The organism is Escherichia sp. E14S1, from assembly GCF_004211995.1.
In the GTDB taxonomy this organism is placed as follows: domain Bacteria; phylum Pseudomonadota; class Gammaproteobacteria; order Enterobacterales; family Enterobacteriaceae; genus Escherichia.
Window position 1 is genome coordinate 234,408 of sequence record NZ_RHJQ01000012.1, and the last position, 15,564, is coordinate 249,971.

Below are 15,564 nucleotides of genomic sequence, written 5' to 3' on the forward strand. Positions count from 1 at the left end.
AACTACGGCATTTCTGGCGGCGTGATGCCGAAGTGGTTCCACGCCCGCACTGTCGCCATACGCCCGCGTGGTGTACGCTGCAAAAAGCCTTGCTGAATCAGATAAGGCTCCAGCACATCCTCAATGGTTTCACGTTCTTCGCCAATAGCCGCCGCCAGGTTATCCAGACCTACAGGCCCACCAAAGAATTTATCGATTACCGCCAGCAACAATTTGCGGTCCATATAATCGAAACCTTCAGCATCGACATTCAGCATATCCAGCGCCTGGGCGGCGATATCTGCCGAGATGGTACCATCATGCTTCACTTCGGCGAAATCACGCACTCGACGCAGCAGGCGGTTGGCAATACGTGGCGTACCACGCGCCCGACGCGCCACTTCCAGCGCGCCATCGTCACTCATCTCGAGGCCCATAAAGCGCGCGCTGCGACTGACGATATATTGCAGATCTGGCACCTGATAAAACTCCAGACGTTGCACAATACCAAAACGGTCGCGCAACGGTGATGTCAGCGAACCTGCGCGCGTGGTTGCACCAATCAGGGTAAACGGGGGCAAATCAATTTTAATGGAGCGTGCCGCCGGACCTTCACCAATCATGATATCCAGTTGGTAGTCTTCCATTGCCGGATACAACACCTCTTCCACCACTGGTGAAAGACGGTGGATCTCATCAATAAACAGCACGTCATGCGGTTCAAGGTTAGTGAGCATTGCTGCCAGATCGCCGGCCTTTTCCAGCACCGGACCGGAAGTCGTGCGTAAATTAACGCCCATTTCATTGGCGACAATGTTAGCAAGCGTGGTTTTACCTAAACCCGGAGGGCCAAAAATCAACAGATGATCGAGGGCATCGCCGCGCAGTTTCGCTGCTTTGATGAAAATCTCCATCTGTGAACGAACCTGCGGCTGACCAACATACTCTTCCAGTAATTTGGGGCGAATGGCGCGATCTGCCACATCTTCCGGCAAAGTCGTACCGGCAGAAATCAGACGGTCTGCTTCAATCATCCTTTACCTCATAACGCGGCGCGCAGAGCTTCGCGAATTAATGTTTCACTGCTGGCGTCAGGGCGAGCAATTTTGCTCACCATCCGGCTGGCTTCTTGTGGTTTATAGCCCAGTGCCACCAGCGCAGCAACCGCTTCCTGTTCAGCATCATCGGTTGCCGGGCTGGCAGGCGACGTGAGCACCAGATCGGCGGCCGGGGTAAACAGATCGCCATGCAAACCTTTAAATCGGTCTTTCATTTCGACAATTAAACGCTCGGCGGTTTTTTTGCCAATACCCGGCAGTTTCACCAGTGCCCCCACTTCTTCACGCTCAACGGCATTAACGAACTGCTGCGCTGACATTCCGGAGAGGATCGCCAGTGCCAACTTGGGGCCGACGCCGTTGGTTTTGATCAACTCTTTGAACAACGTGCGCTCTTGTTTATTGTTAAAACCGTACAGTAGTTGCGCGTCTTCACGCACCACAAAGTGGGTGAAAACGATCGCTTCCTGACCCGCTTCAGGGAGCTCATAAAAACAGGTCATCGGCATATGCACTTCATAGCCTACGCCGCCCACTTCAATTAACACCAGCGGGGGTTGTTTTTCAATGATGATGCCTCTGAGTCTGCCTATCACATGACGCTCCTGCGTAATGAATCAAAGATAATGCTGTATGATAAAAAAATGCTGGATAGATATCCAGCGAAGGATGAAGAAAACTTGCGAGGCGTCCCGATGTTCTGAAAAATGGCGCAGTATAATTTATTCTACAGGTTATATTGGAAGCAAATATTTGAATATTACATATTCAGTGAGGTAATGCGTAAAAAAATATACATTTCGACTCCTGAAAAATAAACTTTTTTATGTTATTACGTGTATTCATATTTATTTCAATGGAATGACAACGTGAATATTAATTACCCTGCTGAATATGAAATTGGTGATATCGTCTTTACATGCATAGGTGCTGCCTTATTTGGTCAAATATCAGCAGCATCAAATTGCTGGAGTAATCACGTCGGGATCATTATCGGTCATAACGGTGAAGACTTCCTGGTTGCAGAAAGCCGGGTTCCCCTTTCAACCATCACCACGCTATCCCGTTTTATTAAACGTTCTTCTAATCAACGCTATGCTATAAAACGATTAGACGCAGGGCTAACAGAACAACAAAAACAACGAATTGTTGAACAGGTTCCCTCCCGGCTACGCAAACTCTACCACACCGGTTTTAAATACGAATCTTCACGCCAGTTCTGTTCAAAATTTGTCTTTGATATTTATAAAGAGGCGCTATGTATTCCGGTGGGTGAAATAGAGACATTTGGAGAATTGTTAAATAGCAATCCGAATGCAAAACTCACTTTCTGGAAATTCTGGTTCTTAGGCGCAATTCCGTGGGATCGTAAAACGGTTACGCCAGCGAGTTTGTGGCATCATCCGAGTCTAATGTTGATTCATGCGGAGGGAGTAGAAACGCCTCAGCCTGAACTGACTGAAGCGTGATAATTTAGCGCAGTCGCCCTCTCGCCAGGTTCAGCCGCGATTCGCTCATCTGCATCGCATTCTGGCTGACATGGCAGTGGGTGATGGCAATCGCCAGCGCATCGGCGGCATCCGCCTGTGGATTAGCAGGTAATTTCAGCAAGGTACGCACCATATGCTGCACCTGGCTTTTTTCGGCGCTACCAATGCCCACCACTGTTTGCTTCACCTGACGCGCAGCATATTCAAACACCGGCAATTCCTGATTCACCGCTGCCACAATCGCCACGCCTCGTGCCTGCCCCAGTTTCAGGGCAGAGTCAGCGTTCTTCGCCATAAAGACTTGTTCGATTGCGAAATAATCGGGCTGGAACTGGGTGATGATTTCCGTCACGCCCGCATAGATCAGTTTCAGACGAGACGGTAAATCATCCACTTTGGTGCGTATGCATCCGCTACCCAGGTAGGACAGTTGCCTGCCCACCTGACGGATAACACCGTAGCCGGTAACGCGCGAACCCGGGTCAATACCGAGAATAATAGACATCACGCGTCTCCGTTTTGTTGTTTAGCCGGCCTCATCAGAGGGTCGCTGCAACCTCATCAGAGATCTCACCGTTATGGTAAACTTCCTGCACGTCGTCACAGTCTTCCAGCATATCGATCAGACGCATCAGTTTCGGTGCAGTTTCTGCATCCATATCGGCTTTGGTTGACGGGATCATGGAAACTTCTGCGCTGTCTGCTTTCAGACCTGCCGCTTCCAGAGCGTCGCGTACTTTACCCATCTCTTCCCATGCAGTGTAGACGTCAATCGCGCCGTCATCATAGGTCACAACGTCTTCAGCACCTGCTTCCAGTGCTGCTTCCATGATGGTGTCTTCGTCGCCTTTCTCGAAGGAGATCACGCCTTTTTTGCTGAACAGATAGGCTACGGAACCGTCAGTACCGAGGTTACCGCCACATTTGCTGAATGCGTGACGCACTTCAGCAACGGTACGGTTGCGGTTGTCAGACAGACATTCAATCATGATTGCCGTGCCGCCAGGACCGTAACCTTCGTAGATGATGGTTTCCATGTTTGCATCATCATCACCGCCCACACCACGTGCAATTGCGCGGTTCAGGGTGTCACGGGTCATGTTGTTAGACAGTGCTTTATCAATTGCTGCACGCAGACGCGGGTTAGCGTCCGGATCGCCACCGCCCAGCTTAGCCGCGGTTACCAGCTCACGAATGATTTTAGTGAAGATTTTACCGCGCTTAGCATCCTGCGCAGCTTTACGATGTCTGGTGTTGGCCCATTTACTATGACCTGCCATAAAAATATCTCCAGATAGCCCTGCCTGTTCAGGCAGCGTTAATAACAAACTGTTCAATCGCCTGCCGGTTGCTCCATGACTTAGTGAGCGCCGCCGCAGCAGGCGCATCAAGCCACTTATAAGCCAGATGTTCAGTGAAAACAATCTGGCGCTCGTGCGGGAGCGCAAGACAGAACCATGATTCCGTATTGCGCGTCACGCCCGGCGCATAGCGATGACGTAAATGTGAAAAAATTTCAAACTCTACCGTGCGCTGACAGTCAACTAAGGTCAGTTGTTCAGCGACAACATCGATGGTGACCTCTTCCTTTACTTCGCGCATGGCAGCTTGCGGCGCGGTTTCACCCTCTTCCACGCTGCCGGTTACCGACTGCCAGAAATCGGGATCGTCACGCCGCTGCAACATCAGCACCCGTTTCGTATCTTGTGCATAGATGACCACTAAGATCGAAACGGGACGCTTATACACTTTATCCTTCACGCTGCCTCTTCGTTGACTGCCTTCGCTCATCCCATTCACATAGTTATCTATGCTCATGGGAGTTCACTCAGTTGCCGCCTCGATGCAACGCGAATGATTTCGTGTATTTGAGTCATATCAGTTATTCTCAGCCTTCTTCACAACCTGAATGCTCAGCTCAGCCAGTGCAGTCGGGTTAGCAAAGCTCGGTGCTTCAGTCATCAGACACGCTGCTGCCGTGGTTTTCGGGAAAGCGATAACGTCACGAATGTTGTCGGTGCCAGTCAGCAGCATGGTCAGACGGTCAAGACCAAATGCCAGACCTGCGTGCGGCGGAGTACCGTATTTCAGGGCGTCGAGCAGGAAGCCGAATTTCTCGCGCTGTTCCTCTTCGGTGATCCCCAGAATGCCAAACACCGTCTGCTGCATATCACCATTATGGATACGCACTGAACCACCGCCCACTTCGTAACCATTGATGACCATATCGTAAGCATTCGCCACCGCATTTTCCGGTGCAGCTTTCAGTTCTGCCGCCGTCATGTCTTTCGGCGCGGTGAACGGATGGTGCATTGCCGTCAGGCCGCCTTCACCGTCGTCTTCAAACATCGGGAAGTCGATAACCCACAGCGGTGCCCATTTGCTTTCGTCGGTCAGGCCAAGGTCTTTACCCACTTTCAGACGTAGTGCGCCCATCGCGTCGGCAACAATTTTCTTGTTGTCGGCACCGAAGAAAATCATATCGCCATCTTGCGCGGCAGTACGATCCAGGATGGCTTCGATGATTTCCGCATTAAGGAACTTCGCTACCGGGCTGTTGATACCTTCCAGACCTTTCGCGCGTTCGTTAACTTTGATGTAAGCCAGACCTTTCGCGCCGTAGATTTTAACGAAGTTACCATATTCGTCGATCTGCTTACGGGTCAGCGATGCGCCACCCGGAACACGCAGAGCGGCAACGCGGCCTTTCGGATCGTTCGCTGGACCTGCAAATACTGCAAACTCAACGGATTTCAGCAGATCGGCAACGTCGGTCAGTTCCATCGGGTTGCGCAGATCCGGTTTATCAGAACCGTAACGGCGTTCAGCTTCCGCAAAGGTCATTACCGGGAAATCGCCCAGGTCAATGCCCTTCACTTCCAGCCACAAATGGCGCACCAGCGCTTCCATCACTTCACGCACTTGCGGCGCGGTCATGAAAGAGGTTTCCACATCGATCTGAGTAAATTCAGGCTGACGATCAGCGCGCAGGTCTTCGTCACGGAAGCATTTAACGATCTGATAGTAGCGGTCAAAACCGGACATCATCAGCAGCTGTTTGAACAACTGCGGCGATTGCGGCAGCGCGTAGAATTTACCTTTGTGCACACGAGAAGGCACCAGGTAGTCACGCGCGCCTTCCGGCGTGGCTTTAGTCAGCATCGGAGTTTCGATGTCGAGGAAACCGTGGTCGTCCATAAAACGACGCACCAGACTGGTGATTTTCGCACGGGTTTTCAGGCGCTGAGCCATTTCCGGGCGACGCAGGTCAAGATAGCGGTACTTCAGTCGCGCTTCTTCGGTGTTGACGTGGTTGGAGTCAAGCGGCAGAACGTCTGCGCGGTTGATGATGGTCAGCGAGGAAGCCAGCACTTCGATTTCGCCAGTCGCCATATCGCGGTTGATATTTTTTTCGTCACGCGCACGTACGGTGCCCGTGACCTGAATGCAGAACTCATTACGCAGTTCAGAGGCCAGCTTTAACGCGTCCGCACGATCCGGATCGAAAAATACCTGCACGATACCTTCGCGGTCGCGCATATCGATAAAGATCAAGCTACCAAGATCACGACGACGGTTGACCCAACCACACAGAGTCACCTGCTGCCCCACGTGGGACAAACGGAGCTGTCCACAATATTCTGTACGCATGAGATATCCCTTAACTTAGCTGCTGGCGGATGTCCCCTGCTGTGCAGGTGACCTGAGTCGCAGCGTTAGCTGTATGTCACAACTGAATGAAAAAAGGCGGCTATTATACTGGAAATTCTGCCGCACCGTAAGAGCCTGGCCCGCGCTGGAACGCCTCGTTACCACTTTATGTCGGGCCTGAAATCAGACTCTACGCCAGTTTGCTATAAAGGTGTTGCCCGAACTCATAAAAATTAACAAAATTTGTCGTTCCACCATCGGCTAATCGCATTAAGGTGAGAGGCACGATTTTGTTTTATCTGGAGTGATCATGCTTGAACTTAATGCCAAAACCACAGCGCTGGTTGTGATTGATTTACAGGAAGGCATCTTGCCTTTTGCCGGTGGTCCGCATACTGCCGAAGACGTGGTGAATCGCGCAGGAAAACTGGCGGCGAAATTTCGCGCGAGCGGTCAGCCCGTGTTTCTGGTGCGTGTTGGCTGGTCTGCCGATTATGCTGAAGCATTAAAACAGCCGGTCGATGCGCCCTCACCGGCCAAAGTGTTGCCCGAAAATTGGTGGCAACATCCTGCTGCATTAGGTGCAACCGACAGCGATATCGAAATCATCAAACGTCAATGGGGTGCGTTTTACGGTACGGATCTGGAGTTGCAATTACGCCGCCGAGGTATCGATACAATAGTGTTATGTGGGATCTCGACCAATATCGGCGTTGAGTCCACCGCCCGCAATGCCTGGGAACTCGGTTTTAATCTGGTGATTGCCGAAGATGCCTGTAGCGCCGCCAGTGCCGAGCAGCACCATAACAGCATCAACCATATCTATCCACGCATCGCCCGTGTGCGCAGCGTGGAAGAGATCATCAACGCGTTATGATTTATATCGGTCTGCCACAATGGTCGCATCCTAAATGGGTGCGGTTGGGGATAACCAGCCTGGAAGAGTATGCCCGCTACTTTAATTGCGTGGAGGGCAACACCACGCTATACGCCCTGCCGAAACCCGAGGTTGTCCTGCGCTGGCGGGAGCAGACCACAGATGACTTCCGCTTCTGTTTTAAGTTTCCGGCGACCATTTCGCATCAGGCAGCGTTGCGTCATTGCGATGATTTAACCAGTGAATTTTTGACCCGTATGTCACCGCTGGCTCCGCGCATTGGGCAATACTGGCTGCAACTGCCTGCCACCTTCGGCCCACAGGATTTGCCTGCGCTTTGGCATTTTCTCGATACTCTTCCCGACGAGTTTCCCTATGGCGTGGAAGTGCGTCATCCGTTGTTTTTCGCCAAAGGGGAAGCGGAACAAGCCCTTAATCGCGGTTTGCATCAGCGCGCCGTTAATCGGGTGATTTTAGATAGCCGCCCGGTTCATGCTGCACCTCCGCATAATGAAGCCATACGCGACGCTCAACGGAAGAAACCGAAGGTTCCGGTACATGCCGTACTAACGGCGACAAATCCGCTGATCCGTTTTATCGGCAGCGATGATATGGCGCAAAACAGGGAATTATTTCAGGTCTGGTTACAGAAATTAGCGCAGTGGCAGCAGAGCACCACGCCTTATCTTTTTCTGCACACGCCAGATATTGCTCAGGCCCCGGAACTGGTACATACACTGTGGGAAGACTTACGTAAAATGCTTCCAGAGATCGGAGCAGTCCCGGCTATTCCACAGCAATCTTCTCTTTTCTGAATTTGCCACCTATCATAGACAAGTGCCATCGGCCATTTTAAAGGGAGTTTGTATGGTAAGCGCGCTGTATGCCGTTTTAGGTGCGTTGTTATTAATGAAGTTCTCTTTTGATGTTGTTCGCCTGCGAATGCAGTATCGCGTTGCCTATGGCGACGGCGGTTTTAGCGAACTACAAAGCGCTATTCGTATTCATGGCAATGCGGTGGAATATATTCCCATCGCGATTGTATTGATGCTATTTATGGAAATGAATGGTGCTGAAACCTGGATGGTGCATATTTGCGGCCTCGTTTTGCTCGCTGGTCGTCTGATGCATTATTACGGTTTCCATCACCGTCTGTTTCGCTGGCGACGTTCTGGTATGAGCGCCACCTGGTGTGCGCTATTGCTGATGGTGCTGGCGAATCTTTGGTATATGCCCTGGGAGTTGGTTTTCTCCCTACGTTAGCGCACAATATGCCACTTTCTTTTTCCCGGATTTTTACGTTATGTCTCACCGCGACACGCTATTTTCTGCCCCTATCGCCAGACTGGGCGACTGGACCTTTGATGAACGGGTAGCTGAAGTCTTCCCGGATATGATCCAACGTTCCGTTCCCGGCTACTCCAATATTATTTCAATGATTGGTATGTTAGCTGAACGCTTCGTTCAACCGGGTACGCAGATTTACGATCTGGGCTGTTCTTTGGGCGCGGCGACGCTCTCAGTGCGTCGCAACATTCATCATGATAATTGTAAAATTATCGCCATCGACAATTCCCCGGCAATGATTGAACGCTGCCGCCGTCATATCGACGCCTATAAAGCGCCTACGCCTGTTGATGTTATTGAAGGTGATATTCGTGATATTGCCATTGAAAACGCGTCGATGGTGGTACTGAATTTTACCCTGCAATTCCTGGAACCTTCCGAGCGCCAGGCGTTACTGGATAAAATTTATCAGGGGCTAAACCCGGGCGGCGCGCTGGTGCTTTCGGAAAAATTTAGTTTCGAAGATGCCAAAGTTGGTGAACTGCTGTTCAACATGCACCACGATTTTAAACGTGCCAACGGCTACAGCGAGCTGGAAATCAGCCAGAAGCGCAGCATGTTAGAAAACGTCATGCTGACCGATTCCGTGGAAACCCACAAGGCACGCCTGCATAAAGCCGGTTTTGAGCATAGCGAGCTGTGGTTCCAGTGCTTTAATTTTGGTTCACTGGTGGCATTAAAAGCAGAGGACGCTGCATGATCGACTTTGGTAACTTTTATTCTCTGATTGCCAAAAATCATCTTTCACACTGGCTGGAAACCCTGCCCGCGCAGATTGCCAGCTGGCAGCGCGAACAGCAGCACGGTCTGTTTAAACAGTGGTCCAACGCGGTGGAATTTCTGCCTGAAATTAAACCGTATCGTCTTGATTTACTGCATAGCGTGACGGCGGAAAGCGAAGAGCCACTGAGCGCCGGGCAGATTAAGCGCATTGAGACTCTGATGCGCAACCTGATGCCGTGGCGCAAAGGGCCGTTCTCACTGTATGGCGTCAACATCGATACCGAATGGCGTTCCGACTGGAAATGGGATCGTGTTCTGCCACATCTTTCTGATTTAACCGGGCGCACCATTCTTGATGTCGGCTGCGGCAGCGGCTATCACATGTGGCGCATGATTGGCGCAGGCGCACACCTTGCGGTGGGTATCGACCCTACGCAACTATTCCTCTGCCAGTTTGAAGCAGTGCGTAAACTGTTGGGTAACGACCAACGGGCGCATCTGCTGCCGTTAGGGATTGAACAACTTCCGGCACTGAAAGCCTTTGATACCGTCTTTTCGATGGGCGTGCTTTATCATCGTCGTTCACCGCTGGAACATCTGTGGCAGTTGAAAGATCAACTGGTGAATGAGGGCGAACTGGTGCTTGAAACGCTGGTTATTGATGGCGACGAAAACACGGTGCTGGTACCAGGCGATCGTTACGCACAAATGCGTAATGTTTATTTCATCCCGTCGGCCCTGGCACTGAAAAACTGGCTGAAGAAGTGTGGTTTTGTTGATATTCGCATTGCGGATGTGAGTGTCACCACTACAGAAGAGCAGCGACGCACTGAATGGATGGTCACCGAGTCTCTGGCCGATTTTCTCGACCCGCATGATCCGGGTAAGACGGTAGAAGGTTATCCTGCGCCTAAACGCGCGGTGCTAATTGCGCGTAAGCCGTAAAGGTCTGGTAATACTGCCGGATGCGGCGTGAACGCCTTATCCGGCCTACAAAGTCTTGCTAATTCAGTATATTGCAGGGACTATGTAGGCCTGATAAGCATAGCACATCAGGCAGTTTTGCGTTTGCATAACCTCAGCGCCCGTTTCCGGGCGCTTTTCACGTCTTATGCCTGAATAGCTGGCTGATCAAACGCCGTTAACTTCGGCGCATTGCCCGTATATTTTTCGATATACACCAGCGCAGAGTTACCGGCACAGGCATTCGCCAGCTGCGAGCTGGGGATATCCGCCGTTAACACGTTCGCACTGCCGTTTTTACACAAGCCATTTTCCAGATCCGGCCATGCACCTTCATGCACGCATACAACGCCTTTTTTGATCCCGTCAGTCACCACAGCGCCTGTCAGGATCTGACCACGTTTATTCCAGACACGGACCAGATCGCCATTTGCAATACCAAACCGAGCTGCATCTTCGGTGTGAATTGTGATCGGCTCACGATCGGCAACCGCATATTTTTTACGCAGCTCCGCATAGTTAAGCTGACTGTGTAGACGATGTGCCGGATGCGCGGTCAGAAGCTGCAACTGCTTCTCGTCGGCGGTACCTTTCCATTCATCAGGAGCCAGCCAGGTCGGGTGTGCCGGGCAATCCTTATAGCCAAATTTTTCCAGTGTTTTTGAGTAGATTTCAATTTTGCCACTTGGTGTACCCAGCGCGTTTTTCACCGGATCGGCGCGGAAATCGCCATAGCGAACATATTGCTCGTTCTTCTCGCTGCGGCGCATTTCAAGCAGTTTATTTTGCTGCCAGAAGGCATTAAACATTGGCATAGTCACGCGTTGCGCACGCGCACCTTTCTGGGCGGCATCATAGAAAAATTTCAGCCACGCCATTTCATCTTTACCTTCGGTATAGATCTCTTTTCCGCCAGGTTTCAGTAATTCCGCAAGATCGGCAAACACGTCAAAATCGTTACGCGCTTCAAATTGCGGAGCGACAGCTTGCTTCATCGGCACAATATGCTGGTTGCTATAATCACCGGTCATCGTCAGGTCATTGCGCTCAAACGATGTGGTGATCGGTAATACGATATCTGCGTGTTTGGCTGCTGCGGTCCAGTAGCATTCAGAAACGACGATCATCTCCGGTTTCTGCCAGGCTTTAATCAGACGATTAGTATCCTGGTGATGGGTAAAGTTACCGCCACCCGCCCACCAGATCATTTTGATATTCGGATACGTTTGTTCTTTACCGTTATGCTGATATTTGCCGCCAGGATTTTCCAGCGCATCGACAATACGGGCGACCGGAATCGCGGTCATTCCGCCATCATCAGCTTCCTCACTTGCCTGTCCGGCAATCGCCGCAGACATTTCTGGCAGCACGCCGCCAACTCGCGTCGGGTTGCCACCGTTGGAGTAATGATAAGAGAAACCAAAACCGCCGCCCGGTGTACCAATTTGCCCTAACATCGCCGCCAGCGTCACCAGCATCCAGTGTTTCTGTTCGCCGTATTGCTGGCGTTGGATCCCCCAACCAGCCATCAGCATCGTGCGATTCGCCGCCATCAGTTCAGCGAGTTTGACAATCTGCGCTTCCGGTACACCAGTAATTTCTGCCGCCCAGGCCGCACTCTTCGGCGTATTATCGTTCTTGCCGGTCAGATACTCTTCAAACTGCGGATACCCGGTAGTGTATTTCTCAAGGAAGGCTTTATCGTGTTTGCCTTGAGTCATCAGGGTATGCGCGATGCCTAACATCATCGCCACGTCGGTCCCCATATTCGGCGCGATCCAGGTCGCGTTATCGCCAAAGAACTCGATTGTTTCGGAACGGATAGGGTCGATGGCAATCACCGGTTTGCCCGATTTTTTCAGCTGATGGAAGTATTCCAGCCCTTGTTCATCGGTACTGCTCCAGGCAATTTTTAAGGTATTCAGCGGGTTCATGCCCCACAACACCACCACCTGACTGTTTTCCAGAATCAGCGGCCAGGAAGTCTGCTGTTCATAGACCTCCACAGAACCGACAACGTGCGGCATGATCACCTGCGCAGCCCCGGTAGAGTAATCGCCACTATGCCCGGAATATCCCCCCGCCAGATTCATATAACGTTGCATCAGCGTTTGCGCTTTATGCAGCACCCCTGATGAACGCCAGCCGTAAGACCCTGCAAAAATGGCCGAAGGGCCGTTGGCCTTGCGGATGCGATCGTGTTGCTCATGAATCAGTTTTAATGCCTGTTCTCAGCTCACCTGAACGTAACTGTCTTCGCCACGACCTTTTGCCGGTTGCAGTGGATTGTCGAGATAACTTTTTCTCACCATCGGATGCTGAATACGCGCCGTAGTGTGTACCTGATCCGCCGCCGTAGACTGTAACGAGTTCGGGATAGTCTTCGCCAGCGCGCCTGTCGAAGAAACAATCTTACCGTCCTTCACTTCTACGTTCATCGCTCCCCAACGACCCGCGGTGAGGATTTTTCCACCCTTCTCTTCTGCCCATGCGGGTAACGGCGTAGCCGATGTCACCACCAGCGCCCCGGCAGCAATACCGCTATGTTTAATAAACTCACGTCTTGTTAATGTCATAACTTCCTCCCTGATCTACGAGGATCACTGTTTTTCGGTAATATCTTTGGCGTTGTACTGGAAGTACCGCGTCAAAATGTCCAGTTCGTTTTCGCTCATGCTGGTTCGCGCCCCCATTCCTTTGGCGATAGAGGGCCAGGCATTGACGGTGTAATGGTCAGCGGCAATAGGCGCATGGCAGCCAGCACAATAGGTGTCATCGAGTTTTTCAGCGTATTGCCATAACGGTTTACGATCCGCTAATACGGGATCGATTAGCGCCCCTTGTAATGACGCCTGACGCCATTGATTACCGTATTCGTCAGCCTGCCATTCCCCGTTTACCGTTAGCGCCTTGATACCTTCATCACTTAATGTGGCTAGCGCCAGACGTTGACCTGCCGCCAGGTAGAGCGTGTTTTCACTGCCCTGCATTTGATAACCCTGCAACAGAACGATCGGCTGTTTGCCACTGGCATCAACGACGGTGAGATCGGTACCAGGATTCACAGTGGCCAGTTCGCCTATGTGGGAAGGTTTGAAAGGATAAATATGTGCGCCATTGGTCACAGAAGTGGCAGCCTGACTTTCCAGTTCATGCGCCGCGTTGTCATCCATTTTTATTTCTGGCGGGAAATGGGCAATTCCTTTATGACAATCAATACACGTTTCACCCTCCTTTTGCGCTTTGGTATGCATTTTCTGCGCAGATTCACTTTGCGAGGCAATATCCATCGCATCAAAAGAATGGCAACTACGGCACGTTGCAGAATCCGATGCTTTTAATTCTTTCCATACTGTTTCGGCCATTTCCTGACGATGCGCTTCGAACTTATCGTCACTGTCTATTTTGCCGCTAACAAATTCATGATAAATATCTTTAGATGCTTTTAATTTGGCAAATAAATAATCCATCCCTGACTTTGGAATATGGCAATCGGCACATTCCGCACGTATACCTTTCTGGTTCGCAAAGTGGACAGTTCCCTGATATTCCTCAAAAGGTTTACTCATCGAGTGGCAGGAAAGACAAAATGCTGTATCCGACGTTTTATGTAAGGCTTTTTGCGCAAGCAATAACCCGCCGCCACCAACCACAACCGCTATCAGCAGAAAAAATAACCCAATGCGTTTTTTCCCTCGCATAGATTCCTCTAATTAAATTCCAGGACACCGAAATCATTGTATAAATAAATACACAACGAATTGACTACTTGCTTAATTCGGCACAACACTGCCTGAAATAATCGATAAAGAATATGATTTATTACAATGTAATCATTAATTGCGAAAGAATAACCCAGCCGTTATTTATAATATATATTTGTCAGTTTTAGTAATTTAAATAACATAATTAATGTGAATATATAAAACATTTTAAGCACAACGCTATGCGCACTGTCACCCGTTCTACACATCACAGCAATCGTTCGTTTTTTATACTGCCAGGGAATAAAAAAAGGCCCCTGTTGAAATTGCAGGGGCCTGGTACGAGCAAGCATCATATTGGGCGACATGATGCAACGGTAAAAATCATTTGGCCTGATGGCGTTCAATGATTCCTTTCATTTCAGCAACCGCCGCCCCGTCTACGACATAACGCGAATACTCGTCCGCGTGTGCATCTGATGACATGGACAATCCTTGATTACGATAACGCATCGGTGAGGCTTGCCACGCTCCCGCGGAGCTATGGACTTCCAGCACTCCGGCATCGAGGAAGTGGTGCAGGTTTTCTGCGCGAACTCCTGCTCCGGCCATGATGATTGGAGTATCACCATAGGCAATAAGTTCCATAATTTTTGATAAACCTTGCAGAGCGTCTGATTTTTGCCCGGAAGTCAGTACCCGGGCAATGCCCAATTCCGCAAGATTATTCATTGTATTTAATGGGTTAGCACACATATCGAAGGCACGATGAAAAGTAACGGCCAACGGACCGGCAGCAGACATTATTTTTTCCATTCGTAGCATATCGACATTACCGTCAACATCGAGAACGCCCGTCACCAGTCCCGGAAAGCCTAATTCGCGGACAGTACGAACATCCTCAAGAATGGCGGCAAACTCGCCGTCGCTGTAGCAAAAATCACCACCGCGCGGGCGGATGATCGGATGTACGGGAATCGTTATCTGCTGGCGCACGGATTTAAGCACGCCCAGCGACGGCGTTAAGCCCCCTTCTTTCGGTGCCGCACACAATTCAATTCTGTCAGCGCCATTTTGCTGCGCCGTTAGTGCGCACTCCATGCTGTAACAGCAAATTTCCAGTAATGCCATTTTTGCTCCTTAATTATGCCGACTGCTCGCTGGCGACGATCTCTTCAATGGACCACGGATGAAACTTAATGGTTGTTCTGCCATCGGTGACCGCCAGCGTCGGATTCGGTAATCGCTCATGCTCACCTTTTGGCGAACTGGTTTTAACTGAGATCCCCGGCAGGCTGAGTCCTTCATCAGAAAGCAACGCCAGCGCACGGGCATTCAGCGTTTCTGGCTCGCCCGGCAGAACGATTTCAATATGTTCCCAACCTTCGTGCGGGTAACGTTTTTCCCCGGGCCACGGTAGCTCAACAATGGAAAACTGCCAGTGAGCAACCTGTACCGGCTCATGCAATTTAAACAGACAAATCGGCCTGCCATTGATCATATTTTCTGACAGGAGTTCACCGCACTGTTCAAACCCGCGACGCCAGCGTTCAGCGGTGGCGTTTTGATGGCAACGCAAAGAAATGTGATCGGCAGTCAGCGGAGTGATATCCAATCCCAGACGGCGGGAAAGTTCATCTAATGCGTGGGTAAATCGCGGTAAATCCGATGCAATATCCTGCAGCTCGTCGATTGATTGCCAGTTCGCCATAATCACTCTTCGTCTTTTAGTAAAAGCGTTAATTTACCCTGTTGCCCTGCGCCAACCAACC

Annotated in this window: 15 protein-coding genes and 1 pseudogene; 6 read left to right on the forward strand and 10 right to left on the reverse strand. The window is 50.7% G+C overall.

Annotation, left to right across the window (positions count from 1 at the left end):
* Positions 1-2 precede the first annotated feature (2 nt).
* Positions 3-1,013, reverse strand: coding sequence for a Holliday junction branch migration DNA helicase RuvB (ruvB, locus tag D9734_RS14870; RefSeq protein ID WP_000568522.1), 1,011 nt, complete (start codon positions 1,011-1,013; stop codon positions 3-5).
* 8 nt (positions 1,014-1,021) lie between these two features.
* A complete protein-coding gene (ruvA, locus tag D9734_RS14875) occupies positions 1,022-1,633 on the reverse strand; it encodes a Holliday junction branch migration protein RuvA (protein WP_000580323.1) in 612 nt (203 codons plus the stop codon).
* Positions 1,634-1,906: 273 nt separating this feature from the next.
* Between ruvA and D9734_RS14880 the strand changes: the two genes are divergently transcribed.
* Positions 1,907-2,506: a YebB family permuted papain-like enzyme gene (locus D9734_RS14880; RefSeq protein ID WP_130208495.1), complete on the forward strand. Its 600-nt coding sequence runs from the start codon at positions 1,907-1,909 to the stop codon at positions 2,504-2,506.
* A gap of 4 nt (positions 2,507-2,510) precedes the next feature.
* Here the strand turns inward: D9734_RS14880 and ruvC are convergent, their stop codons facing one another.
* The 4 genes from ruvC to aspS form a co-directional block, all read right to left on the reverse strand.
* Positions 2,511-3,032 (reverse strand): crossover junction endodeoxyribonuclease RuvC, encoded by a 522-nt coding sequence (ruvC, locus tag D9734_RS14885; protein ID WP_010350951.1) that lies wholly within the window; start codon positions 3,030-3,032, stop codon positions 2,511-2,513.
* Positions 3,033-3,066: 34 nt separating this feature from the next.
* Positions 3,067-3,807: a YebC/PmpR family DNA-binding transcriptional regulator gene (locus D9734_RS14890; protein ID WP_000907234.1), complete on the reverse strand. Its 741-nt coding sequence runs from the start codon at positions 3,805-3,807 to the stop codon at positions 3,067-3,069.
* 28 nt (positions 3,808-3,835) lie between these two features.
* Positions 3,836-4,288, reverse strand: coding sequence for a dihydroneopterin triphosphate diphosphatase (gene nudB, locus D9734_RS14895; protein ID WP_130208731.1), 453 nt, complete (start codon positions 4,286-4,288; stop codon positions 3,836-3,838).
* A 117-nt stretch (positions 4,289-4,405) separates the two neighbouring features.
* Positions 4,406-6,178 carry an aspartate--tRNA ligase gene (gene aspS, locus D9734_RS14900; RefSeq protein WP_130208496.1) on the reverse strand — a complete coding sequence of 591 codons (1,773 nt, stop codon included), beginning with the start codon at positions 6,176-6,178 and terminating at the stop codon, positions 4,406-4,408.
* Positions 6,179-6,488: 310 nt separating this feature from the next.
* On the opposite strand from aspS, the gene D9734_RS14905 reads away from it, so the two are divergent.
* From D9734_RS14905 to cmoB, 5 genes are read left to right on the forward strand one after another with little or no spacing between them, the layout of a single operon-like run.
* Positions 6,489-7,055, forward strand: coding sequence for a hydrolase (locus tag D9734_RS14905; RefSeq protein WP_130208497.1), 567 nt, complete (start codon positions 6,489-6,491; stop codon positions 7,053-7,055).
* Positions 7,052-7,870, forward strand: a complete 819-nt coding sequence (locus tag D9734_RS14910; RefSeq protein ID WP_130208498.1) for a DUF72 domain-containing protein — start codon at positions 7,052-7,054, stop codon at positions 7,868-7,870. Before D9734_RS14905 ends, D9734_RS14910 begins: the two co-directional genes overlap by 4 nt.
* Before the next feature lie 52 nt (positions 7,871-7,922).
* Complete coding sequence (locus tag D9734_RS14915) at positions 7,923-8,318, forward strand: MAPEG family protein (RefSeq protein WP_130208499.1); 396 nt, start codon at positions 7,923-7,925, stop codon at positions 8,316-8,318.
* A gap of 40 nt (positions 8,319-8,358) precedes the next feature.
* Positions 8,359-9,102, forward strand: a complete 744-nt coding sequence (cmoA, locus tag D9734_RS14920) for a carboxy-S-adenosyl-L-methionine synthase CmoA (protein ID WP_130208500.1) — start codon at positions 8,359-8,361, stop codon at positions 9,100-9,102.
* Positions 9,099-10,070, forward strand: a complete 972-nt coding sequence (gene cmoB / locus D9734_RS14925) for a tRNA 5-methoxyuridine(34)/uridine 5-oxyacetic acid(34) synthase CmoB (RefSeq protein ID WP_000564757.1) — start codon at positions 9,099-9,101, stop codon at positions 10,068-10,070. The genes cmoA and cmoB overlap by 4 nt, the downstream gene beginning before the upstream one ends.
* Before the next feature lie 164 nt (positions 10,071-10,234).
* Here cmoB and torZ read toward each other — a convergent pair.
* The 4 genes and pseudogenes from torZ to D9734_RS14945 form a co-directional block, all read right to left on the reverse strand.
* Positions 10,235-12,664 (reverse strand): annotated as a pseudogene (gene torZ, locus D9734_RS14930) (trimethylamine N-oxide reductase TorZ).
* A 24-nt stretch (positions 12,665-12,688) separates the two neighbouring features.
* Complete coding sequence (locus D9734_RS14935) at positions 12,689-13,789, reverse strand: NapC/NirT family cytochrome c (RefSeq protein ID WP_130208501.1); 1,101 nt, start codon at positions 13,787-13,789, stop codon at positions 12,689-12,691.
* 387 nt (positions 13,790-14,176) lie between these two features.
* Positions 14,177-14,923 (reverse strand): copper homeostasis protein CutC, encoded by a 747-nt coding sequence (cutC, locus tag D9734_RS14940; RefSeq protein WP_130208503.1) that lies wholly within the window; start codon positions 14,921-14,923, stop codon positions 14,177-14,179.
* A 13-nt stretch (positions 14,924-14,936) separates the two neighbouring features.
* Positions 14,937-15,503, reverse strand: a complete 567-nt coding sequence (locus D9734_RS14945) for a VOC family protein (RefSeq protein ID WP_130208505.1) — start codon at positions 15,501-15,503, stop codon at positions 14,937-14,939.
* Positions 15,504-15,564 lie beyond the last annotated feature (61 nt).

What these genes read in the sequence shown, in the direction of transcription:
- cmoB (WP_000564757.1), top strand. Translation starts at nt 9,099, where the DNA reads ATGATCGACTTTGGTAACTTTTATTCTCTGATTGCCAAAAATCATCTT.
- cmoA (WP_130208500.1), top strand. Translation starts at nt 8,359, where the DNA reads ATGTCTCACCGCGACACGCTATTTTCTGCCCCTATCGCCAGACTGGGC.
- D9734_RS14915 (WP_130208499.1), top strand. Translation starts at nt 7,923, where the DNA reads ATGGTAAGCGCGCTGTATGCCGTTTTAGGTGCGTTGTTATTAATGAAG.
- ruvB (WP_000568522.1), bottom strand. Translation starts at nt 1,013, where the DNA reads ATGATTGAAGCAGACCGTCTGATTTCTGCCGGTACGACTTTGCCGGAA.
- cutC (WP_130208503.1), bottom strand. Translation starts at nt 14,923, where the DNA reads ATGGCATTACTGGAAATTTGCTGTTACAGCATGGAGTGCGCACTAACG.
- D9734_RS14905 (WP_130208497.1), top strand. Translation starts at nt 6,489, where the DNA reads ATGCTTGAACTTAATGCCAAAACCACAGCGCTGGTTGTGATTGATTTA.
- D9734_RS14935 (WP_130208501.1), bottom strand. Translation starts at nt 13,789, where the DNA reads ATGCGAGGGAAAAAACGCATTGGGTTATTTTTTCTGCTGATAGCGGTT.
- ruvC (WP_010350951.1), bottom strand. Translation starts at nt 3,032, where the DNA reads ATGTCTATTATTCTCGGTATTGACCCGGGTTCGCGCGTTACCGGCTAC.
- D9734_RS14890 (WP_000907234.1), bottom strand. Translation starts at nt 3,807, where the DNA reads ATGGCAGGTCATAGTAAATGGGCCAACACCAGACATCGTAAAGCTGCG.
- aspS (WP_130208496.1), bottom strand. Translation starts at nt 6,178, where the DNA reads ATGCGTACAGAATATTGTGGACAGCTCCGTTTGTCCCACGTGGGGCAG.
- D9734_RS14945 (WP_130208505.1), bottom strand. Translation starts at nt 15,503, where the DNA reads ATGGCGAACTGGCAATCAATCGACGAGCTGCAGGATATTGCATCGGAT.
- D9734_RS14910 (WP_130208498.1), top strand. Translation starts at nt 7,052, where the DNA reads ATGATTTATATCGGTCTGCCACAATGGTCGCATCCTAAATGGGTGCGG.